Raw genomic sequence first — 21,453 nt, 5'->3', positions numbered from 1 at the left:
CGCCATAGGCCATCAGCCCTACGGGCATAGTGAGTTAATTAGCATATGTCATCACACATTCGTATTTTCGGTGCTCAACAAAATAATCTTAAGAACCTTGATCTCAGTATAAAGACCGGCGAGATTACCGTGCTGACGGGGGTATCGGGTTCTGGCAAAAGTTCCTTAGCCTTTGATACGCTCTATGCCGAGGGGCAACGCAAATACGTAGAGACTTTCTCACCCTATGCGCGTCAGTTCTTAGACCGGATGGACAAGCCTCAGGTAAAGCGTATTGAGGGCATCTTGCCAGCCATTGCCATTGATCAGACCAATCCAGTACGCACCTCCCGCAGTTCGGTTGGGACCATGACAGAGCTTAATGATCATATTAAATTACTGTATGCGCATGCAGCGAAATTATTTTGTCGCCAATGTGCCGCCCCCGTGCAGCAAGACACCATTCAATCAATCCAGGCACAACTAGCTGAACTCAGCCAAGCACATGGCGATCCTAGACTGTATGTGACCTTCCCTATTGTAGTGCCAAGCAATTTCAGCGCAGAGGAGGTCAAGCGCTTTTTAGAGCAGCAAGGTTATACACGCATTCACAGCGAGGAGGAAGTGACTCGTGAAGTGAGCGATAAGAAAAGTAAAAAAACTAAGCTGCAAGTAATGAAAAAACAATATGTGATACAGGATCGATTCCGCTTTTCCAAAGCGGAAAGTGAGCGTGTGAGTGAGGCTTTGGAGCATGCCTTAACGCATGGCCAAGGCTTTTGCCGTGTGTTTGCAGAAACGGATAGTGGCGAGCAACTTGTGTGGCCTTTTAGTCAGCATTTACATTGCGCCCACTGTGATATTTCCTACCATAAGCCGCTCGCAAGCACCTTCTCTTTTAACTCGCCTATCGGTGCCTGTGAGCATTGTCGCGGCTTTGGTCGCAGCATGGGCATTGATTACGGGCTCGTAATACCCGATGAAAGTCTGAGCTTGGCCGAGGGTGCGGTTCGACCTTGGCAGACACCTAGTTTTAAAGAGCAGCAAGATGATCTGATGAAATACGCCAAGCGCGTGGGCATTCGTACCGACGTCCCTTGGCGTGAGTTAAATGCCGCTGAAAAGCAATGGGTCATCGAAGGCGACCCCGAATGGAGCGGCAAGCGTAACGCATGGGATCATCAATGGTACGGCATACAGCGCTTTTTTGACTGGTTAGAGACGAAGTCCTATCGCATGCATGTGCGTATACTGTTATCCAAATTCAGAAGCTACACCCCCTGCCCGGTTTGTCATGGCTCGCGCCTAAAAGCAGAGGCCAATTTATGGCGTTTAGGCGACGGCCAACAAGATGATTATGCCGAAGGCCGTTATAAGCGTTTTATGCCGGTCGGCGCCAGCTGGTCTGACGAAACCCTAGCACAGCTACCTGGTCTAGCAATTCATGATCTCATGCAATTGCCCATCGGTCATTTAAGAGATTATTTTCATAGCTCGTATTTTGATAAAGAAGTCAATAAAGCGAGTGATTTGGTGCTGCAAGAAATACGTCATCGACTGCAATATCTGTGTGATGTTGGCCTGGATTATTTATCCTTAGATCGCCAAAGTCGGACCCTTTCCGGGGGTGAGGTGCAGCGTATTAATCTGACGACTGCGCTTGGCACCTCCTTGGTCAATACCCTCTTTGTCTTAGATGAGCCTTCGATCGGTCTACACCCCCACGATATGAGTCGAATTGTGGAAGTCATGCAGCGCCTGCGCGATGTTGGTAATACCTTAGTCGTGGTTGAGCATGATCCCCAAGTCATGGTGGCGGCCGATCGTATCCTGGAAATTGGTCCGGGGCCAGGTGAGCGCGGTGGTGAAATCGTATTTGACGGCACGCCGGCGCAATTACGTCAGGCCGACACCATTACCGGTAAGTATTTAGGTGATGTACTGCGAGTGGAATCGCCCTTAGCCATGAAGGTCAGTGCCAATACACCACGACTGCTGCTTGAGGGCGTTAAGGCCAATAATTTGGATAATATCGATGTATCCTTTCCTTTAGGGCGTTTAGTCTGTGTCACCGGCGTATCCGGTTCCGGCAAATCGACCCTGATTCAGGATGTACTCTACCCCGCCCTATTAAAGCATTTTGCTCAACCCACAGAAGCGCCGGGCGAATACCGTCATCTCTTAGGTGCGGAACAAATCGCCTCGGTGGTGATGGTCGATCAAAGCCCCATCGGTAAAACGGCCCGTTCCAACCCAGCCAGCTATGTTGGCGCCTTTGATGCCATTCGTAAGCTCTTTGCCAATGCCCCGCTGAGTCTTGAGCGGGGTTATAAAGCCGGTACCTTCAGCTTCAATAGTGGTGACGGTCGTTGCCCTACCTGTAAAGGCACCGGTTTTGAACATATTGAAATGCAATTCCTGTCGGATGTTTATTTACGCTGTCCGGATTGCCATGGCAAGCGCTTTAGAGATGAGATCTGTGAGGTGCGGGTTGAGCATTTAGGTCAATCCGCCTCCATTGATGAGGTCTTGGCAATGACGGTGCACCAAGCCTTAAACTTTTTTAAAGGCTTAAGAGATGTACAAAATGCCTTACAACCTTTAATTGATGTGGGTTTAGAGTATGTCAAACTGGGGCAACCGGTACCGACTTTATCAGGGGGTGAAGCGCAACGCCTAAAATTAGCCGGACACTTGGCGGAGGCAGCGCGCAGCCGTAGTCGCAGTCGCGCTAAGCAACTCGCGCTAAAAGGCTCGCTTTTCCTCTTTGATGAGCCCACCACTGGCTTGCACTTTGATGATGTGGCACGTTTAATGCATGCCTTTAGAAAGCTGTTGGCAGCTGGGCATTCATTAATTATTATCGAACATAATTTGGACTTAATACGCGCTGCTGACTGGGTCATTGACTTAGGTCCGGGCGCGGGCGAACAGGGTGGTCGCATCGTGGCCCAAGGCACACCGGAGACCCTCAAAACCATGCCTGAATCCTATACCGGTCAGGCCCTGGCGGCCTATGAGGCGGAAATTGTTCACAGCGCTGACACCACTAAGCACTCACTAACAACGCTAAGCAACAAGCCAAAGCATGAACTCACAGACGCCGCAGTGATTACCTCCAAACCTGGTATGCGCCGTGCTTATCAAGATAATAGTCAAGTACATCAACGCGTAAAAAACCAGCATGCCATTGAGATTCTGAATGCCCGCGAGCACAATCTTAAAGGGATTGATGTGACTATCCCACGCGATAAATTTACCGTGATCACTGGGGTATCTGGCTCCGGTAAATCTACCTTGGCTTTTGATATTCTGTTCCAAGAGGGTCAACGCCGCTATCTGGAATCGCTAAATGCCTATGCCCGCTCAATTGTACAGCCGGCAGGTCAACCTGAGGTCGATGCCATCTACGGCATTGCGCCCACGGTAGCCATTGAACAAAGAACCAGTCGCGGTGGTTATAAATCCACCGTCGGCACCATGACAGAAATTCATCATTTCTTAAGGCTTTTGTACGTCAAACTAGGTACACAATATTGCCCTTGTTGTCAGGTACCGGTGGAACCGCAAAGCCCAGAGCAAATCATGGCCCATATCATGAGCCATCATCGGGCTCAACGTATCGGCATCATGGCGCCCCTGATTACCGCACGCAAGGGTTATTACACGGATTTGGCTAAATGGGCGGACAATAAAGGCTACACCCATCTGCGCGTGGATAATGAATTTATTCCTGTCAATCCTTGGCCACGGCTGGATCGCAATAAAGAACATACGATTGAACTCCCGGTATTGGATATTACCGTCGATCCGGCAAACGAAGTGGAGCTACGTGAGGCCATCGATACGGCACTACACCATGGTCAAGGTCAATTGAGTATTTTATTTGAGCTTGACCCGGCGCAACCCTTAACGCCAGAATATCTTAGTCAAAAGCATTTTTCCATTAAACGTGCCTGCCCGTCTTGCGCCCGCAGCTTCCCGGAACCGGATCCGCGACTTTTCTCCTATAATTCCAAACATGGTTGGTGCGAGACATGCTACGGTACTGGTTTAAAATTAAAAGGCTTTAATGAGGAGTTAAGCGGTGAAGAAACGGCTTGGCTCAATCGTGAAGCAGAAGCTGAGGATAGCGTTTGCCCAAGTTGTCATGGGGCACGTCTCAATGAAGTGGCGCGCAATATTCTTTGGCAAAAGCTACCCATTCATAAACTCAGTGAACTTTCGGTAGAGGCGCTAGAGGAATTCTTTTTAGCGCTCAAACTGACTGCGCGCGAAGAGCAAATTTCCCGTGACGTGTTGCAGGAAATTCGCAGTCGTCTGCGATTCATGCGCAATGTGGGATTAAATTACCTCAGCCTTGATCGCGCTGCACCCACCTTATCCGGCGGTGAAGCACAGCGTATTCGCCTAGCAGCACAACTAGGATCGAATCTACAGGGGGTCTGCTATGTACTGGATGAACCAACTATCGGCCTGCACCCACGCGACAATCAGATTCTTTTAAATGCGCTCACTCATCTAGAAGGTAATGGCAATACCCTGGTGGTGGTCGAGCATGATGAAGATACCATTAAACGGGCGCAGCATATTATTGATATGGGCCCAGGTGCCGGTACCCGTGGCGGTCGTGTGATTGCTCAAGGTAGTTATGAGGACATTTTAAACGCAGCCCATTCACTCACAGGTGAATTCTTACGCCATCCGATGCAGCACCCCATGCAACCACGACGTGAGGTGCCAGAGGATCATCCCATGGTGCAGATCAAAAATGCCACCCTGCATAATTTACAGGGCGTTGATGCGGCAATTCCTATCGGTCGTCTCAGTGTGATAACGGGGGTATCCGGTTCCGGTAAATCAACCCTAGCACGCAATGTGTTACTACAGAATCTACGTACAAAGCTTGCTCAAAAAGAGCCAACCACGAGCTACCATGGCTGCGATGAAATTATCGGCTGGGAAAAGCTAGAACGCATTCTTGAAGTGGATCAAACCCCCATTGGCAAAACACCTCGTTCTACCCCAGCAACCTATATTGGCATTTGGGATGATGTGCGACGCTTATTTGCCGAAACACGTCTAGCAAAATTACACGGTTGGAATGCCTCACGTTTTTCCTTCAATACCGGGGAGGGTCGCTGCCCAGCCTGTGAAGGACAAGGTATGCGCACCATTGAAATGAGCTTTTTGCCAGATGTTAAACTAACATGTGAGCTCTGCGGCGGTGAGCGCTTTAATCCTGAAACCTTGGCCGTTAAGGTACGAGATAAAAATATCGGGGATATTTTAAAGTTAGAAGTCGATGAGGTGATTGATTTCTTTACGGCACATCCTAAAATCCATCGCGGTTTAAAGCTACTGCAGGATGTGGGTTTAGGCTACTTGACCCTCGGTCAGCCCTCGCCTACCCTCTCTGGCGGTGAAGCACAACGGCTTAAACTAGTGAGCGAATTACTAAAGGCCAGACTTGATGAGGGAATCCATAAGAGCGGTCGCGCCTCCTCGGCACCACATACGCTTTATGTGCTGGATGAACCCAGTGTCGGCTTATCCATGGCCGATGTTAAAAAATTAATCCAAGTCATTCATCGATTGGTGGATGCAGGCAATACAGTCGTCATCATTGAGCATAATTTAGATATTATGGCCGAAGCCGATTGGATTTTAGATTTAGGACCAGAGGGTGGTACCGAAGGTGGTCGCTTAGTGGCGGCCGGCACCCCAGAAACGCTGATTAAATTACATCAACGCTCACACACCGGTCAAGCACTTAAAGATTTCATGCAAAGAAATGATTAAATTTTAGGGGATGGATGAATGTCAAAAAAGAAATTAGTTGTTTTATCAGGTGCTGGGATTTCTGCTGAAAGTGGTTTAAAAACCTTTAGAGATTCCGACGGTCTCTGGGAAGAACATCGGGTTGAGGATGTGGCTACCATTGATGCCTTCAATCGCGATCCTGAGCTGGTGATGCGTTTTTATAATTTACGCCGTGCGCAGCTCAACACCGTAGAACCAAATGCAGCTCACAAAATCCTCGCCGACTTGGAGGATATTTTTGATGTGCAGGTGATCACGCAAAATGTGGATGACCTACATGAGCGTGCCGGCTCTAGCAAGGTACTGCATTTACACGGTGAGCTGCGTAAAGTGCGTCCAGTCGATTCAGAAGAATCAGGCATTATCCAATTGCTGGACGATTTACAGCTCGGTGATGTGGACGAGCGTGGCGTGCAATTACGCCCGCATATTGTATGGTTTGGGGAAATGGTACCCGCCATGCAAGAAGCGGCGGAAATTGCCTCGAGCGCCGATCTACTACTGGTCATCGGTACCTCCATGAAAGTCTATCCAGCCGCTGGTTTAATCGACTTTATCCCTCCGCATTGTGAACTCTATGTGATTGATAAAGGCTTAGAAAATCAGTTTTGCCACCCGGATAACTTCTACCAATGCGGCGCCTCTGAAGGCATGCGTCAATTAGCAGCACGGCTACGACAACAGCATCAAGTATAAAAATGCCTTAATAGCTGATTGGCCGCCGCTAAGCCCATGGCGGCCGTGACTGTCACGCATGAACCGTAGCCAGCACAAGCCAAGCCCTGAGGCGCCTGAGTAAGTGGTGCCCCCGCTGCGCTATCCACGGTAGTTTGCCATGGCATCAGGGCCGGTTCATCGATCCATAAGCATGGTACCCCCATAGCGGGTAGCTTTTTAAGTGCTCGCCCGTGGCTATCACTGCCCCTGGCAAAACCATGATGCTTACGCAATTGCTGACGAACTTTAGCTAATAAGGCATCATTGCGGGCTCGACTCAGATCAGAGAAGTTTAAGGCTAAACTATTTTGCTTGCCGCCGGCCCCACCACACATCATATGATAAATACCTAACTCCCTACACACCAAGGTCATGGCAATTTTGGCCTGTACCTGGTCGGCACAATCCAACACCGCATCCACCCTCGCCTCAGCAATCAGCTGATGGGCATTGGCCGGCTCAATAAACTCATCAATCAACAGCAATTGCAGCTCGGGATTAATCTCATCAAGCCGCTCAGCCATGGCTTCAATTTTATTTTTACCTAAGGTACTGCTAAGTGCATGAATTTGGCGATTAATATTAGACTCGGCCACCACATCCAAATCCACCAACACTAAACGACCCACCGCACTACGAGCTAAAGCCTCTGCAGCCCAAGAACCAACGCCCCCGAGACCGACCACCATCACCGATTTGGCGCCTATAATATCTAATGCTGATTCACCATATAAACGCTTTAAACCGCCAAAACGACGCGCTAGATCATAATCATGTAGGGACAAAATCGCTCTCCTAATCACCTTGTGAAACATCAGTCCATCACGCTGATAAACAAGGCTAATGTTATACTAAAATCTAAACTAAGCATTTTAACTTTTCTATTAAGTTTATTCGTGAATAGCAAATACATTGATTTAAGTCCGAGTATTTTAGCCAAGGCTGAACTACACATCAAAAACTTTCGCCTATGGAGCGAAGAGAAACGAGAAGCCTCTCTACATGAAACCCTTGCCCAACTAGATGAAGTCAAGGATATCTGGATCTTCGGTTATGCCTCCCTCGTTTGGCGACCGGAGTTCGAGTATATTGAAAGCCGTCGCGGCACCCTGCTTGGCTATCATCGCTCGCTCTGCTTATGGTCCAGTGTCAATCGTGGCACCCCGGAGCGCCCCGGTTTGGTTTTCGGTCTGGCTGAGTCGGGCGTGTGTGAAGGCACGGTATACAAACTATCGAATGATAATCTCATGGATAAAATGCGCCGCCTCTGGCAGCGTGAGATGCCTAACAGCTCCTATCTGCCCATGTGGTTAGATTGTGAAACGGCTAAAGGCACGGTAAAAGCACTCGCTTTTGTGATGGATCCTGACGATCACTCCTATGTCGGCAATCTCAGCGTTGATGAAACCATTGATGTGGTCTTAGGAGCGCATGGTCATTACGGCCCTTGTACCGAGTATGTCTTAGAAACTGCCACTGCACTCAAAAAGGCCGGTATCCAAGATGATGCACTCTATCACCTGAGTGAGCTGATTTGTGAGCGACTGCAACACAGCTAGCAGCTCAAGCTAGCCTCAGCTTTTTACCAATCACACCATGCTTCCATCGCTATTCTTGCCTATTTGCTGAAGATAAAAGCACTTAGGTGTAAAATGCCTTTTAGCTTTTATTTAGTTTACCGGCTTATTTTTTGGATAATACATCATGGGCTCAACAGCTGATATGCGCCACCGCTACGAAAAGTTCGAATTATTAGAACAGGATGCGGGATCCGACCCCTTTGCACTCTTTGACCGTTGGTTTCAGTTAGCTAGCCAAGACGGTTTGATTGAGGCGAACGCCATGACCTTAGCCACGGTAAATGCAGCGGGTGAACCGGAAGCACGGATGGTGCTCCTAAAAAGCTATAGTGAGGATGGCTTTATCTTCTTTACTAATTATGATTCGGCCAAAGGTCAAGCCATTGCCCATAACCCACAGGTCAGCTTATTATTCTTCTGGATTAATCAGGAACGACAGGTCCGTATTAATGGACAGGCGCATAAGCTCTCTGTTGCCGATTCCACCGAGTATTTTAATAGCCGCCCTTATGGTTCTCGTATCGGTGCTTGGGCTTCCCAGCAAAGCCAAGTGGTTGAGCGCAAGACCTTGGAGCAACGCTTTGAGGAGTATGCCGCACGCTATCCGGACGCCGTACCTAAACCGCCGCATTGGGGTGGCTATTTAGTGGTACCCTCAAGCTTCGAATTCTGGCAAGGGCGCCCCTCACGCATGCACGATCGCCTATGCTATCGTAAAGCCAAGGACCAATGGCTTATGACGCGGCTAGCTCCCTAGCCTACTTATGCCTTGTTAAGCAACAAATTTACTATGTCTACTAAACGTACTGCTGATTTTACTGATAAAGATTTTCGACTCGCTCTCGGTCGTTTTGCGACTGGGGTGGCGATTGTCACCACCACCAACCCTGATACCGGTAAGCCGGTGGGTTTAACCGTCAGCTCCTTTAACTCAGTCTCACTCGAACCACCGTTGGTGCTTTGGTGTTTACGCTTAGCTTCTTATAATTTGCCGGTTTTTAAAAATGCAAGGCATTACAACATTCATATTTTGGCAAATGACCAAATTGACTTGGCCATGCAATTTTCCACCGCCAAGGTGCCAGACCGCTTTGCTGATATTGACTGGGAAATGAGTGAAACCAATACCCCGCTCTTGTCTGCTAAGTACTGCGCTGCAATTTTCGAATGCGCCAGTGAGCAGCAACACCCTGCCGGCGACCATCTTATTATGGTCGGCTATGTCGAACGCTGTGAGCACACCAATAAGCTACCCTTGGTCTTTCATGCCGGCACCTTTGATTTGACGCCAACCAGTCGATTTGCTAAATGAGTAACTCGGTAGATATTGAATGTATTGTGGTAGGCGCCGGTGTGGTCGGCTTAGCCATTGCCAGTGCACTGGCCCAACAAGGCAAAGAGGTATTGATCGTTGAGGCCGCCGCTCAATTCGGTAGTGGTATCAGCTCAAGAAATTCAGAAGTCATTCACGCTGGTCTCTACTATCCGCCTAATAGTCTAAAAGCCAAGCTTTGCATTAAAGGCAAAGCGCTTTTGTACGACTTTTGTGAGCGCAGACAGATACCCCACCAACGCTTAGGCAAGTTATTAGTGGCAACGGAAGCCGCTGAAATTGCACAATTAATGGCGATCAAAAACAATGCCAAGGCTTCCGGCGTACATGATTTAGTCCTCCTACAAGCTTCAGACATTGCCACCCTAGAGCCGGAATTACATGCCGAATTGGCTTTATTCTCGCCTTCCACTGGCATCGTTGATAGTCATGCCTTGATGCTCGCCTTATTAGCTGAGGCTGAGCATGCAGGGGCTCAATTAGTACTTAATACCCCCCTGAAGCAGCTGAGCATCCAAGGGGCAAATCATTTTATCTGCTCTTTTGATGATACTAGCCAAACTCAACTTAGTTGTGCTAACTTAATCAACGCCTCCGGTCTTTATGCGACTGAATTAGCAAAACAGTTCCGTGGTCTTGAGCAGCAATTTATCCCCACCGCTCATTATTACTGCAAGGGGCGCTATTTCTCTTATACGAGCAAAGCACCCTTTAAGCATTTAATTTATCCTATGCCCGATAAAGACGGTCTGGGGATTCATTTAACCCTAGACTTAGGCGGACAAATTAAATTCGGTCCCGATGTGTGTTGGCAAGCGCAGGAAAACTACCTGGTAGAAGCCGAACAGGCAAGGATATTTTATGAGGCAGTCAGACGATATTGGCCTAGTCTTCAGGAGGGTTGTCTACAGCCCGCCTATGCCGGTATTAGACCCAAATTAAGTGCAGCAGGTCATACAGCGGCCGATTTTATTATCAGTACGGAAGCAGTACATGGTATCAGCGGTTTAGTGAATTTATTTGGCATTGAGTCGCCCGGCTTAACTGCTGCGCTCGCCATTGCTGATGAAGTCGCAAATCATTTATAACCTACTATTTTACAAAAATAATTTTCAGTTTAAAAATGAGTAACCATCACGAATTTATTTTAACGATTTCTTGTCCCGACCAAGTCGGTATTGTCTATAACATCTCTGGTACTTTATTGGAGCTGGAGGGTAATATTCTGACCTCACAACAATATGGGGACGAGGACACCAAGCAGTTCTTTTTAAGAATTCGTTTTAGCGTACCCGCTAGCATCACGCAGGAGCAAATTGAAGCTGCCTTGGCACCTGCTAAAGCCCGCTTTAATATGGATTTAAACTTATATGCCACCACTAAAAAGTCACGCGTATTAATTTTAGTGAGTAAACAAGGCCATTGCCTCAACGATTTATTATTCCGCACTCATAGCGGTTTATTAAATATGGAGATTGTGGGCATTGTTTCTAATCACCGTGACTACGAAAAACTAGCTGAGAGCTATGATATTCCTTACCACTACCTACCTGTGAGTAATGACAATCGTGCTGAGCAAGAGGCGGAGATTTTCCGCTTAGTCACTGAGTTAGAGGTGGATTTAGTGGTCTTAGCACGCTATATGCAAATCCTCTCTGAGGAGCTCTCTAACAAGCTTGAAGCCAAGGCGATTAATATTCACCATAGTTTCTTACCTAGCTTTAAAGGCGCTAAGCCCTACCATCAGGCGCATCAACGTGGGGTTAAGATTATCGGTGCCACCGCCCACTATGTAACCTCGGACTTAGATGAGGGACCCATTATTGAGCAGGATGTGCAGCGTGTTGACCACCGACTCAGTGCCGAAAGTCTGGCGCAGGTAGGGAGTGATATTGAATCACTGGTGCTGTCACGTGCGGTCAAAAGCTTTATTGAGCATCGCATTTTATTAAACGGTCATCGCACGGTCGTTTTTAAATAAGATCACTCCCCCATCATCAAGCTTTGGCGCTGTTCGAGCTTGTTTTTTAAGAAATTAGAAAACAGCTCGATGCGCTTAAGCAAACGCAGATCCTCATGATAGAGCATCCAAAAACTGCGTTTAATTACAATCTCATCGGGCAGTACGACTTGCAAGGCCGGGTTTTGATGAGCCATAAAGCAAGGCAAGACGGCTAAGGCCATACTACCCAAACACGCTTGCAACTGAGCCACTAGGCTATTGGATTTAAAGATCACATTAGCCGCAGGTACCAAATCGCTTAAATACTTCAACTCATCACTGATAATAAATTCATCCACATAATCAATAAAACGATGTGCAGCCAAGTCCTGCGTGTTACGGATCGGCGCATGACGTTTTAAATACTGGGGTGTAGCATAGAGACGCAACTTATAATCACTTAAACGACGATATACATAATTACCGCGTATCGGTCGATCAATGGTGATAAAAATATCCGCTTCGCGTCTGGACTGATCGACAAAACGCTGAAAAGGCATAATATCCAGACTGGTCTTAGGGTATTGATGCTGAAACTCCACCGCCAACGGCGTCAACATATAAATACCAAAGCCCTCGGTGGCAGCCACACGAATATTACCCGTCAAATCCTCTTCCAACACACTCACGCTTTGCTGGGCATGCAAGAGCTCACCCTCCATCTTCTCGGCATGTTGCAGTAAATGATTACCCGCTTCTGTCAACAGATAACCGTAGCGCCGCGACTTATCAAATAGCACGGTCCCCATCGCTTGCTCCAACTGGCGAATGCGGCGGGCGACGGTTGTGTGTTCAACCCCTAGACGACGACCTGCCTCAGATATTTTTGAGGTTCTGGCAACCGCTAAAAAATAACGTAACCCATCCCAATCCATCACGCCTCCTTTATATATGCAAATATGCACAATGATTGTGTATTTATTATATTGATATTTGTCGCTAGACACTTCAAAATGGGTCTAGATAAAAACTGCAATAAGATTGGGAGACTTAAATGACGAATATTCCTACGATTCCATTATTAGTGAATGGTGAAAAAGTTCAATCCACCTCTGGCAAATACTTGGATGTACTCAACCCAGCCGATCAATCAGTGGTAGCAAAAGTGCCTTTATGCACCTTGGATGAGGTTGATGCCGCCATTGCCAATGCCAAAGAGGCTTACAAAACATGGCGCAATACCGGTATTAATCGCCGTATGCGTGTGATGCTTAAGCTTCAAGAGTTAGTACGTGATAACACAGAAAAATTAGCTGCATTAATTACCAAAGAACACGGCAAAACCCTGCCAGATGCAATCGGTGAAGTGGGTCGAGGTTTAGAAGCCATTGAGCATGCTTGCTCGGTGGCCAGTATGCAAATGGGTGAATATTCAGAAAACGCCGCTACCGGTGTGGATGTGTATACCTTAATCCAGCCTTTAGGGGTGGTCGCCGGTATTACCGCCTTTAACTTCCCAGTGATGCTACCTTGCTTTATGTTCCCGTATGCCGTTGCCGCCGGCAATACCTTTATTTTAAAACCCTCTGAGCAGGATCCCAGCGCTTCTTTATTCCTCGCTGAGTTGGCGTTAGAAGCTGGCTTACCGCCTGGCGTACTCAACGTGGTGCACGGTGGCCCTGAGGTGGCGCAGCGTTTATGTGAGCACCCTGATATTAAAGCAGTCTCATTTATCGGCTCCACCCATGTGGGTACGGAGGTCTATCGTCGCGCCTCTGATAATGGCAAGCGTTGTCAATCCATGATGGGTGCGAAGAACCATTGCGTGGTCATGCCTGATTCCGACAAAGAGGTAGCAATTAACCAATTAATTGGTGCCGCCTTCGGTGCTGCCGGCCAACGTTGTATGGCCACCTCCGTAGCGGTGATGGTGGGTGAGACACGCGAATGGGTAGATGAATTAGTTGAAAAAACAAAGTCCTTAAAAGTGAATGTCGGTACCGACAACAGCGCCGACTTAGGTCCACTCGTATCGCCGTCTGCGAAGCAGCGTGTTGAAGGCTTAATTCAATCCGGTGTGGATGAGGGCGCCAACTTAGTGTTGGATGGTCGTAATTACGTCGTTCCCGGCTATGAAAAGGGTAATTTTGTTGGCCCTACTATCTTTACCGATGTCAAAAAGGGTATGCGTATTTATGACGAGGAAATCTTTGGTCCTGTGCTAGTGATTGTCAATGTCGACACCCTAGATGAGGCTATCGCTTTCATCAACGACAACCCTAACGGTAACGGTGTTGCTATTTTCACGCAAGATGGTGGTGTGGCCAGACACTTCCAAAACAATATCGATGTGGGCCAAGTGGGTATTAACGTACCTATTCCAGTGCCAGTGGCTTGGTTCAGCTTTACCGGTTCACGTGGTTCCAAATTGGGTGATTTAGGTCCTAACGGTAAGCAAGCATTCTCTTTCTGGACCCAAACAAAAACAGTGACTGCGCGTTGGTCTCAGCATAACCGCAGTGTCAACACAACCATCTCAATGAAGTAAGGTGTTAAAACAAAATAGGCCGTGAGTCATAAAACCACGGCCTATTTTCTATGTGCAAGAAACGCTTTAAAGCTTAGCTATTTTTCTCAGCTTCTTGTGGCGCCCAAGGCTGACCAATCGGTGTTTCATCACTATTAGGATGTAACACAGGGATGGTGAATTCAGGCTGATCACCGGTTAAGGTTTTTAAGAAAGCAACGATATCGGCATTTTCCTCATCCGTAAATTTCTTACCTAACTGTAAGCGACCCATGATATCAACTGCTTCTGTCAAGGTTCTAGCAGCACCATCGTGGAAGTACGGATAGGTTAATTCGACGTTACGTAAGGTAGGTACCTTAAAGTTCATGCGGTCAACGTCCTGTCCAGTAACACCAGCACGACCGGCAGCTTCGTTATCAGTCACGTAGGGCTCAACTAGACCCATGCGCTGGAAGGAGTTACCACCTAAGTTAGGACCGTTATGACAGGCCACACAACCGCTGTTTTTAAATAGTAGATAGCCATTTAGCTCCTGATCGCTAATGGCATCATCCTTGCCACTCAACCACTGGTCAAAACGCGAATTAGGTGTTACTAGGGTTTCTTCAAAAGCTGCTAAAGCAGACGTCACCTCTTCGATCGTGATCTCATCAACACCATACACGGCTTTAAACTCTTCTACATAGCCAGGAATGGTTTTTAAAACACTGACTGCTAAGTCGTGAGTAGAGCCCATTTCTAAAGGATTCTCAATCGGACCACCGGCCTGCTCACGCAAGTCCTTAGCACGACCATCCCAGAACTGAACAAAGTTTAAACTAGAGTTTAAAACGGTAGGTGAGTTAATCGGACCCTGTGCCCAATAGTCGCCCACTGAGCTAACTAAATGGTCCGCACCACCTAACATCAAGTTATGACAGGAGTTACAGGAGATAAAACCAGAACGAGATAGACGATTATCAAACCAAAGCTTTTTACCCAATTCCACTTCAGCCTGATTTTCCACTTTGTGAGCTTCGATCACTTGAATCAACTCATTATTCGGCTTATAGCGTTCACCCTCCGCTTGTTGCGACATCGCAGGTGCAGCCACAAAACCAAAAGCACCACAGGCCAATAAAGCCATTGTTAATTTTTTCATAAGATTCCCCCTTGAATCGTTAAAAACTGGGTGATATCACCCGTAGTTCAATTATAAAGTTAGGGGGCTTAATTGGGATTGATCGTAATCAAGGTTCCCAACGATAAGGCTAAAAACTGGGAATTATCCGCCTTGACTAATCAAGGCTTTGGTTATATAGCGAACTAACTACTTGGACTTCTTCGTACTCTTTTTGCTCTCGGCGGCTTGATTAAAAGCAGCAGGACTAAACACCTTTAGCAACTGCTGGGTTTGATTTTGCATCTGCTCTTGCATATTGAGATAAAGATCCTTAGTCTGCTCCACATAACTACTCATCATGCGACTCATCAAAGGATTTTGCATGGACATCAGATCAGCCCATGCCTCAGGCTTAAATTGAGTCGGGTAAAGCTCATCATATTGCTGACTCAATTGCTGTTGAATTTCAGTAAATGCCTGCAGGTTTTGCTCTAGGTAGGTACCCATCACACCCTGCATGGCATGCCCGTAAAAACGGATAATCTGTCTGAGAGTGTTGGTGCTAAACATCGGCACACCAGCACTCTCAAGATCCAGAATAATTTGTAGCAAGATGCTCCGTGTAATGTCTTCATTGGTTTTTGCATCAATCACGGTAAAGCGCTCTGAGGCAACCACCAAATCCCTCACATCGGCTAAGGTGATGTAACTACTCGCCTGCGTATCATAAAGACGACGATTAGGATACTTTTTAATAACACGAGAACTTTCTTGCTTAATTTCTGACATATTAATACTACTAGCTAAAATTCCTACTGATTAGCTCATGTGAAGACCACCGTTAAGCGAGAAGTCGGCACCGGTAGAGAAGCCAGCATCATCCGAAGCTAACCAACCGACGATCGATGCAATCTCTTCAGGCTCACCTAAGCGACGCACAGGGATGGTACCCACGATCTGCTCTAAAATCTCAGGACGAATCGCACGCACCATATCCGTACCGATATAACCAGGAGAAACGGTATTAACCGTCACACCACGACTTGCCACTTCCTGCGCCAAGGCCATTGTGAAACCGTGAATACCCGCTTTAGCGGTAGAGTAGTTAGTCTGACCAAACTGACCCTTTTGACCGTTAACCGAGCTGATATTAATAATGCGACCCCAACGTTGCTCATACATGTGCTCAATTACTTGCTTAGTCACATTAAATAAGCTGTTTAGGTTAGTGTCCATCACCGCAGTCCAATCCTCAACGGACATCTTACGGAAGACGCCATCACGCGTAATACCGGCGTTATTCACAAGTACATCAATCTCACCGACTTCTTGACGAACCTTTTCAAAAGCCTTGACAGTGGAATCCCAATCAGCGACGTTACCGGCGGAGGCATGAAACTCATAACCATCAGCTTTTTGCTCATCCAGCCACTTTTGAAAATTACGAGTAGGACCGCAACCAGCAACTACCGTAAAGCCGTCATCGGCTAAACGGCGACAAATTGCTGTACCGATACCGCCCATACCACCCGTAACATAGGCTATTCTTTTCTTTGAGCTCATAAGCCACTCTCCTTTTGATTACATGACAATGTTTGTTAACTGTAAACTGCACATCAGCATACTGTCTATAAGGGTAATCCTAAGCTCTAAGCGAGGCAGCGCCTAGGATTAGCGCTATTTATCAGATGCTGATATGCATTAATTAAAACTAAAAATTGGCATTATTAACTTATTGCTTTAACCTTAACATAACGCCCTGGTGCTGGCTCAATGACCGGATACTGGCGACTACCCATGGTCTTGCGGGCACGGATTTTGCGACCGCCTTGTTGTACCAACCATTCAGCCCACGCAGGCCACCAGCTACCAGGCTTTTCAGTAGCCTCTGCCAACCAATCACCAGCGCTTTGAGCACGATTCAGTTCATCAGGCGTATTTTCATTAACCCAGTAGTTGCGACGATTCTTGTGCGGTGGATTAATCACACCAGCAATATGACCAGAAGCACCCAAGACAAAACGCACTGGACCAGAAATCAACTTAGCCGATGCAAAACCAGAATCCCAAGGCACGATATGATCGGCGATGGAAGCGTATACAAAAGATGGTATATCAATCCGACCAAAGTTAATCTTTTCACCGCAAACCACGGCATGATCTGGCTTAGCTAAGTTATTTTCCAAATAGGTATTACGTAAGTACCAGGCATAGAAAGGACCAGGTAAATTCGTACTATCAGCATTCCAATATAAAATATTAAAAGCTGCTGGCGCCTCACCCTTAAAGTAGCGACTCACCACATAGTTCCAAACCAGTTCATTGGGTCTGAGCCACGAGAAGGTGCTATTTAGCATATCAGCCGAAGCTAAGCCACCCTTGCCCAGTTTCAGCTCATTTCTAAGGACCATGGATTCATCAATAAAGACATCCAACACACCGGTCTCAGAGAAATCAAGGAAGGTGGTTAAGAGGGTTAAGGACTTAACAATATCAATACCACGCGCCTTTAACACAGAGATTGCGGTGGCCGTCATCGTGCCGCCCACACAAAACGCTGTCACGTTTAGTTGGGGTTGACCGCTAATTGCCTGCACCGCCTCCATGGCCTTTAATATACCGTGCTCTATATAGTCATCCCACGTCGCCTCGCTGATGCCATCATCATCGCTTGATAAAGGGTTACGCCAAGAAATTAAATAGGTATTATGGCCCTGCTCTACCAAGTACTGCACCAGGGACTCATCCTTTTGTAAGTCCATCACGTAAAACTTATTAATGCATGGTGGTACTAGCAGCATTGGCGTCTCAAACACCTGCTCAAGTTTAGGCTGATACTGGATCAACTGGAAAAATTTATTTTCAAAAACCACCGATCCCTCAGTCACCGCTAAGTCCACACCCACTTCAAAGGCCGTCTCATCGGTCTGCGTCATGCGACCCTTGCGTAAGTCATCCATCCAGTTCTGCATCCCCTTTTGTAGGGACTCACCGGAAGTGTCTTGGAACGCCTTTAAGGCCTCGGCATTAAAGCTAAAGAAGTTAGAAGGAGCAATCGCCGCCAACCACTGATCCACCGAAAACTGTAAACGCTCTTGCATACGCTTAGGTAGATCAAACTTAGCCGTCATTTTTTCTACTGTTTCAGATGATAAAACATATAAATGCGCTAATAAGTGAAGCTGCGGATTTTCAGCCCAAGCCGCATCACGGAAACGACGGTCACGTAATTCCGGCAGATTACCCTCTTGGCTAAGCTGCATCAGATGTTGAAACTTTTTGACAAAATCACTTTTAAATACTTCCCAATCGGCTGAACTGGTCAAATTATTCCATGAGGCCAGCCATGGGTTATTGGCTAAATTAAACTGCTCCATTAATCATCTCCATCTAAGAATGCGATAGGCTTTGGTGTCTAGCGTAGAACTTGAATCTCTATCTATAGTGTAGCAAAGAAACATTCCAATTATCTGAACAAACACCTAATTCTTTATTGTATATAAGAATTATGACAAGCAAATTTAAATTCATCTGGCGGTGCTGCGTTGCACCCCTTGTAGCAAGCACACAGCTGCTTACTGGAATTAATTAAGGCTTATTAGTTAAATAAGCCACGGTCACCTGCCGCCCAGTCTGCGCATTACGACGATAGGAATAAAAGCAACTGGCAAGACTATAAGTACAAAGTCCTGAAAAGTAGATCCCGCAATCTGCAGCCACCCATCCGCGGTACTTAAGACTGTGTAATTTATGATTGGCAATAGCTACTAAATCACCATAGTATTTATCGGCCTGCGTTTTTGACGCTGTAAAAAAATCCGCATACGCTGGGTTAGACTCTACAAAGCCTGCGCACACCTCCGCCCCCACCTCAAAAGCAGCCGCACCGATAGAGGGACCTATCCACACATGAGTAATCGGCGCAGCTACCTTCTGCCTCATTGCCTCAATAGTATTTTCAAGCACCCCAAGCAATAAACTACGCCACCCCGCATGCACCACTCCAAGCACTTGTGCCTCTGCACCCAACAGCACAAACGGCATACAATCCGCCGTTTGTACCACTAACACACGCTCAGGCTGAGTAGTAATGCTGGCATCCGCTCGAGTGATCTCATCACCTGGCTGCCATTGGTCTGCATCAAAAACCGCTGCACCATGTACCTGTGCAATCCAAATCGGTGCCGCCGGCAATTCCTCTTGTAAACGAGCGCGATTGGCCAGCACTAAATCGCGCTCGGCGCCCGTGGATAAGCCCAAATTAAATCCTGCTGCACTAAAGGCATCACAATCAGCTGAGCCGCAGCTCACTACGTCGCGTCCACTGCTAGCGGTGCTGCTAAAATACGCCAGACCATCAATAGCTGGACCACTAATGACGGGCAGACCATGCAACTCACGATACGCTGCATGGGGTTTAGGATAAGAAAAAGGAACCTCCATCACGCCTCCTGTGGCTACGATTAACTTTCAATCCAATCAACAGCATCTATTATCTGCTGCATCGCTGCGGGTATTGGCGCCGTAAAATGCAACGGCACGCCATCCACTGGATGCATAAAACTCAACTGCTGAGCATGTAGCATCTGCCGCTCTGCCCCCAGCCAAGCTGGACCACCATACAAACCATCACCCAGTAGCGGATACCCTAGACTACTTAAATGTACTCGAATCTGATGAGTACGGCCCGTCTCCAAACGACATTCAACCCGACTGATCGCATGACCCTGCCATGTACCCAAGGCCTGTCGTTGAAAATGCGTGCGCGCTTCCTTGGGTGCAATAGGTGAGTCGGTGGACATTCTTACCGCCACGCGGCGATCTCTACCAATCGCTGCGTCAACCGTACCCGCCTCGGCAATATGCCCTTTTAGTAAAGCCACGTATTGACGTCCTACCGAACGTGCTTGTAATTGCCGCACCAAATCGGTTTGAGCAATTTCCGTACGGGCTACCATTAAGATGCCGGAGGTATCCTTGTCCAGTCGATGTACAATGCCCGCGCGCGGTATCTGCGCCAACTCTGGAAAATGGTATAACAAGCCGTTTAATAAGGTACCTGACCAATTGCCAGCACCCGGGTGCGTCACCATACCAGCAGCCTTATTCACAATAATATAATGCTCAGTAGCCGCAATAATATCAAGCGGCAAATTCTCCGGGCTAAATGCCATTTGCTCCGGTGCCACCTGTTCCCTTACGGTAATGCGATCAGCCGCTCGAATGGTTTGGCGCACTTTAGCTGCTTGTCCGTTGACCTTGACCCAACCATCGCTGATCCACTGTTGTAAGCGACTGCGTGAATGCGCCGGCAATAAGGTAGCTAGTACCTTATCCAAACGTTCGCTGCTGAAGTTTAAGGGCATTTCAAATTCCAAAGCCTCAGGTTCTACTGCATCGTCGTCGAAATGCTCAGCGGTTTCAAGGGATTGGTCGGTCATAGCAGGCTCTGTGTAATGAGTTTTTAATTGATCTGGCAAAATACGCTGTTGATTTTTCGAATATTGTAATCAACAGCAACGATAGGATCCTAAAAGGCTGTTATCATAGTTTCTATTAAACAGAATAAAGCATCATATCACGCAAGTATTCTTATTTTAAATTGTAAATATGCAAACTAACACCTTTAAATCCATAGTACTCGTTCTTGGCGTCAGTTTATTAACCGCCTGCTCAAGCACCCGTGACAAGATTAACGATGAGACCATCGGTTGGTCTGCGCCTCAACTATATGATGCGGCTCGCGAAAACGTTCGTAGTAGTTCATGGAATACCGCCAGTGCCTATTTACATACCATTGGCACACGCTTCCCCTACTCCAGCTACGCACAGCAAGCCATGATTGACGAGGCTTATGTGCTCTGGCGTGATGACGAACCGGAGCAAGCCAAGGCAGTGATTGATCGCTTCCATCGCTTATATCCAAATCACCCGCATACCGACTATATGCTCTACCTTAAGGGCTTAATTACTTTCACCCCGCCGAGCGCTTTCTTAAGCAGCTATACGGGTCAGGACCCGAGCGAGCGTGACCCTAAGGGCTTGCGTGAGTCTTATGCCGCCTTTAGTGAGCTAGTCGAGCGCTTCCCACAGAGTCGCTATGCCGAGGACTCACGACTACGTCTAAACTGGTTAATTAGCACCATCGCTGAAAACGAGGTCAATGTCGCCCAATACTACTATGAGCGCCATGGCTATGTGGCTGCCATTAACCGTGCACAGGCGGTATTAAGAGATTTCTCTGGAGTAACGGCAACGGAGCGTGCGCTGTATATTATGATGAAGTCCTATGAGGCTTTAGGCCTACATGATCAAGCCGCTGACGCTCAGCGTGTATTTACACAGAACTTCCCAAACTCCGACTATCCGGAGCATGGTCTTGACAAGGATTCCAGTTGGTTAGATGTTTTCAAACCAGCAACCTGGTTTAATTAGTTTAGACTTAAA

At 47.4% G+C, this 21,453-nt stretch carries 17 protein-coding genes; 9 read left to right on the top strand and 8 right to left on the bottom strand.

Translation table 11 applies throughout. The features are described 5' to 3' along the window. The first annotated feature begins 45 nt into the window (after positions 1–45). Both uvrA and HMPREF3144_RS08650 read left to right on the top strand, forming a co-directional pair. The gene (gene uvrA / locus HMPREF3144_RS08655) at positions 46–5,781 is read left to right on the top strand and encodes an excinuclease ABC subunit UvrA (RefSeq protein ID WP_070477449.1); all 5,736 of its coding nucleotides are present in this window, start codon (positions 46–48) and stop codon (positions 5,779–5,781) included. Between the two features lie 18 nt (positions 5,782–5,799). Continuing rightward, positions 5,800–6,498 (top strand): SIR2 family NAD-dependent protein deacylase, encoded by a 699-nt coding sequence (locus HMPREF3144_RS08650; protein ID WP_070477447.1) that lies wholly within the window; start codon positions 5,800–5,802, stop codon positions 6,496–6,498. Here HMPREF3144_RS08650 and HMPREF3144_RS08645 read toward each other — a convergent pair. Then, complete coding sequence (locus HMPREF3144_RS08645) at positions 6,489–7,304, bottom strand: tRNA threonylcarbamoyladenosine dehydratase (protein WP_105885092.1); 816 nt, start codon at positions 7,302–7,304, stop codon at positions 6,489–6,491. The genes HMPREF3144_RS08650 and HMPREF3144_RS08645 overlap by 10 nt on opposite strands. A 111-nt stretch (positions 7,305–7,415) precedes the next feature. Between HMPREF3144_RS08645 and HMPREF3144_RS08640 the strand changes: the two genes are divergently transcribed. From HMPREF3144_RS08640 to purU, 5 genes are all read left to right on the top strand, one after another. Further along, positions 7,416–8,078, top strand: coding sequence for a gamma-glutamylcyclotransferase (locus HMPREF3144_RS08640; RefSeq protein ID WP_083290431.1), 663 nt, complete (start codon positions 7,416–7,418; stop codon positions 8,076–8,078). 145 nt (positions 8,079–8,223) lie between these two features. Then, on the top strand, positions 8,224–8,856 hold the full coding sequence (gene pdxH / locus HMPREF3144_RS08635; RefSeq protein ID WP_048766910.1) for a pyridoxamine 5'-phosphate oxidase: 633 nt from the start codon (positions 8,224–8,226) through the stop codon (positions 8,854–8,856). A 33-nt stretch (positions 8,857–8,889) separates the two neighbouring features. Then, positions 8,890–9,411: a flavin reductase family protein gene (locus HMPREF3144_RS08630; RefSeq protein ID WP_018026761.1), complete on the top strand. Its 522-nt coding sequence runs from the start codon at positions 8,890–8,892 to the stop codon at positions 9,409–9,411. Continuing rightward, positions 9,408–10,520 (top strand): NAD(P)/FAD-dependent oxidoreductase, encoded by a 1,113-nt coding sequence (locus HMPREF3144_RS08625; protein WP_070477442.1) that lies wholly within the window; start codon positions 9,408–9,410, stop codon positions 10,518–10,520. Before HMPREF3144_RS08630 ends, HMPREF3144_RS08625 begins: the two co-directional genes overlap by 4 nt. Positions 10,521–10,555: 35 nt before the next feature. Further along, on the top strand, positions 10,556–11,413 hold the full coding sequence (gene purU / locus HMPREF3144_RS08620; RefSeq protein ID WP_036558713.1) for a formyltetrahydrofolate deformylase: 858 nt from the start codon (positions 10,556–10,558) through the stop codon (positions 11,411–11,413). Between the two features lie 2 nt (positions 11,414–11,415). Here purU and HMPREF3144_RS08615 read toward each other — a convergent pair whose 3' ends face one another. After that, positions 11,416–12,312: a LysR family transcriptional regulator gene (locus tag HMPREF3144_RS08615; protein WP_036558716.1), complete on the bottom strand. Its 897-nt coding sequence runs from the start codon at positions 12,310–12,312 to the stop codon at positions 11,416–11,418. A 116-nt stretch (positions 12,313–12,428) separates the two neighbouring features. Here HMPREF3144_RS08615 and HMPREF3144_RS08610 point away from each other — a divergent pair, with 116 nt between their 5' ends. Next, a complete protein-coding gene (locus tag HMPREF3144_RS08610; protein ID WP_018026757.1) occupies positions 12,429–13,922 on the top strand; it encodes a CoA-acylating methylmalonate-semialdehyde dehydrogenase in 1,494 nt (497 codons plus the stop codon). Between the two features lie 73 nt (positions 13,923–13,995). On the opposite strand, the gene HMPREF3144_RS08605 is transcribed toward HMPREF3144_RS08610, so the two are convergent. The 6 genes from HMPREF3144_RS08605 to HMPREF3144_RS08580 all read right to left on the bottom strand — a co-directional run bounded on the left by HMPREF3144_RS08605 (position 13,996) and on the right by HMPREF3144_RS08580 (position 20,447). Continuing rightward, positions 13,996–15,045 carry a cytochrome-c peroxidase gene (locus tag HMPREF3144_RS08605; protein ID WP_048766913.1) on the bottom strand — a complete coding sequence of 350 codons (1,050 nt, stop codon included), beginning with the start codon at positions 15,043–15,045 and terminating at the stop codon, positions 13,996–13,998. Positions 15,046–15,213: 168 nt separating this feature from the next. Further along, the gene (gene phaR / locus HMPREF3144_RS08600) at positions 15,214–15,795 is read right to left on the bottom strand and encodes a polyhydroxyalkanoate synthesis repressor PhaR (RefSeq protein WP_070477440.1); all 582 of its coding nucleotides are present in this window, start codon (positions 15,793–15,795) and stop codon (positions 15,214–15,216) included. A gap of 30 nt (positions 15,796–15,825) precedes the next feature. Beyond that, positions 15,826–16,569: an acetoacetyl-CoA reductase gene (phbB, locus tag HMPREF3144_RS08595; RefSeq protein WP_018026754.1), complete on the bottom strand. Its 744-nt coding sequence runs from the start codon at positions 16,567–16,569 to the stop codon at positions 15,826–15,828. A gap of 164 nt (positions 16,570–16,733) precedes the next feature. Continuing rightward, a complete protein-coding gene (locus HMPREF3144_RS08590; protein ID WP_070477438.1) occupies positions 16,734–18,383 on the bottom strand; it encodes a PHA/PHB synthase family protein in 1,650 nt (549 codons plus the stop codon). Positions 18,384–18,594: 211 nt separating this feature from the next. Beyond that, a complete protein-coding gene (locus tag HMPREF3144_RS08585) occupies positions 18,595–19,449 on the bottom strand; it encodes a purine nucleoside phosphorylase YfiH/LACC1 family protein (protein WP_070477436.1) in 855 nt (284 codons plus the stop codon). A 20-nt stretch (positions 19,450–19,469) separates the two neighbouring features. Beyond that, positions 19,470–20,447 (bottom strand): RluA family pseudouridine synthase, encoded by a 978-nt coding sequence (locus HMPREF3144_RS08580; protein WP_070477434.1) that lies wholly within the window; start codon positions 20,445–20,447, stop codon positions 19,470–19,472. 169 nt (positions 20,448–20,616) lie between these two features. On the opposite strand from HMPREF3144_RS08580, the gene HMPREF3144_RS08575 reads away from it, so the two are divergent. After that, positions 20,617–21,441 carry an outer membrane protein assembly factor BamD gene (locus HMPREF3144_RS08575; protein ID WP_018026750.1) on the top strand — a complete coding sequence of 275 codons (825 nt, stop codon included), beginning with the start codon at positions 20,617–20,619 and terminating at the stop codon, positions 21,439–21,441. Positions 21,442–21,453: the final 12 nt, after the last annotated feature.

It is taken from the genome of Oligella sp. HMSC05A10 (genome assembly GCF_001808335.1).
GTDB classification, from domain to species: domain Bacteria; phylum Pseudomonadota; class Gammaproteobacteria; order Burkholderiales; family Burkholderiaceae_B; genus Oligella; species Oligella urethralis.
Note: the sequence above shows the minus strand (reverse complement) of the source record. Positions and strands in the feature narration are given on the sequence as shown.

Coding starts and splice junctions, on each gene's coding strand:
- HMPREF3144_RS08630 (WP_018026761.1), top strand. CDS start 8,890: ATGTCTACTAAACGTACTGCTGATTTTACTGATAAAGATTTTCGACTC.
- HMPREF3144_RS08610 (WP_018026757.1), top strand. CDS start 12,429: ATGACGAATATTCCTACGATTCCATTATTAGTGAATGGTGAAAAAGTT.
- HMPREF3144_RS08605 (WP_048766913.1), bottom strand. CDS start 15,045: ATGAAAAAATTAACAATGGCTTTATTGGCCTGTGGTGCTTTTGGTTTT.
- HMPREF3144_RS08580 (WP_070477434.1), bottom strand. CDS start 20,447: ATGACCGACCAATCCCTTGAAACCGCTGAGCATTTCGACGACGATGCA.
- HMPREF3144_RS08650 (WP_070477447.1), top strand. CDS start 5,800: ATGTCAAAAAAGAAATTAGTTGTTTTATCAGGTGCTGGGATTTCTGCT.
- pdxH (WP_048766910.1), top strand. CDS start 8,224: ATGGGCTCAACAGCTGATATGCGCCACCGCTACGAAAAGTTCGAATTA.
- HMPREF3144_RS08625 (WP_070477442.1), top strand. CDS start 9,408: ATGAGTAACTCGGTAGATATTGAATGTATTGTGGTAGGCGCCGGTGTG.
- purU (WP_036558713.1), top strand. CDS start 10,556: ATGAGTAACCATCACGAATTTATTTTAACGATTTCTTGTCCCGACCAA.
- HMPREF3144_RS08590 (WP_070477438.1), bottom strand. CDS start 18,383: ATGGAGCAGTTTAATTTAGCCAATAACCCATGGCTGGCCTCATGGAAT.
- HMPREF3144_RS08575 (WP_018026750.1), top strand. CDS start 20,617: ATGCAAACTAACACCTTTAAATCCATAGTACTCGTTCTTGGCGTCAGT.
- uvrA (WP_070477449.1), top strand. CDS start 46: ATGTCATCACACATTCGTATTTTCGGTGCTCAACAAAATAATCTTAAG.
- phbB (WP_018026754.1), bottom strand. CDS start 16,569: ATGAGCTCAAAGAAAAGAATAGCCTATGTTACGGGTGGTATGGGCGGT.
- HMPREF3144_RS08585 (WP_070477436.1), bottom strand. CDS start 19,449: ATGGAGGTTCCTTTTTCTTATCCTAAACCCCATGCAGCGTATCGTGAG.
- phaR (WP_070477440.1), bottom strand. CDS start 15,795: ATGTCAGAAATTAAGCAAGAAAGTTCTCGTGTTATTAAAAAGTATCCT.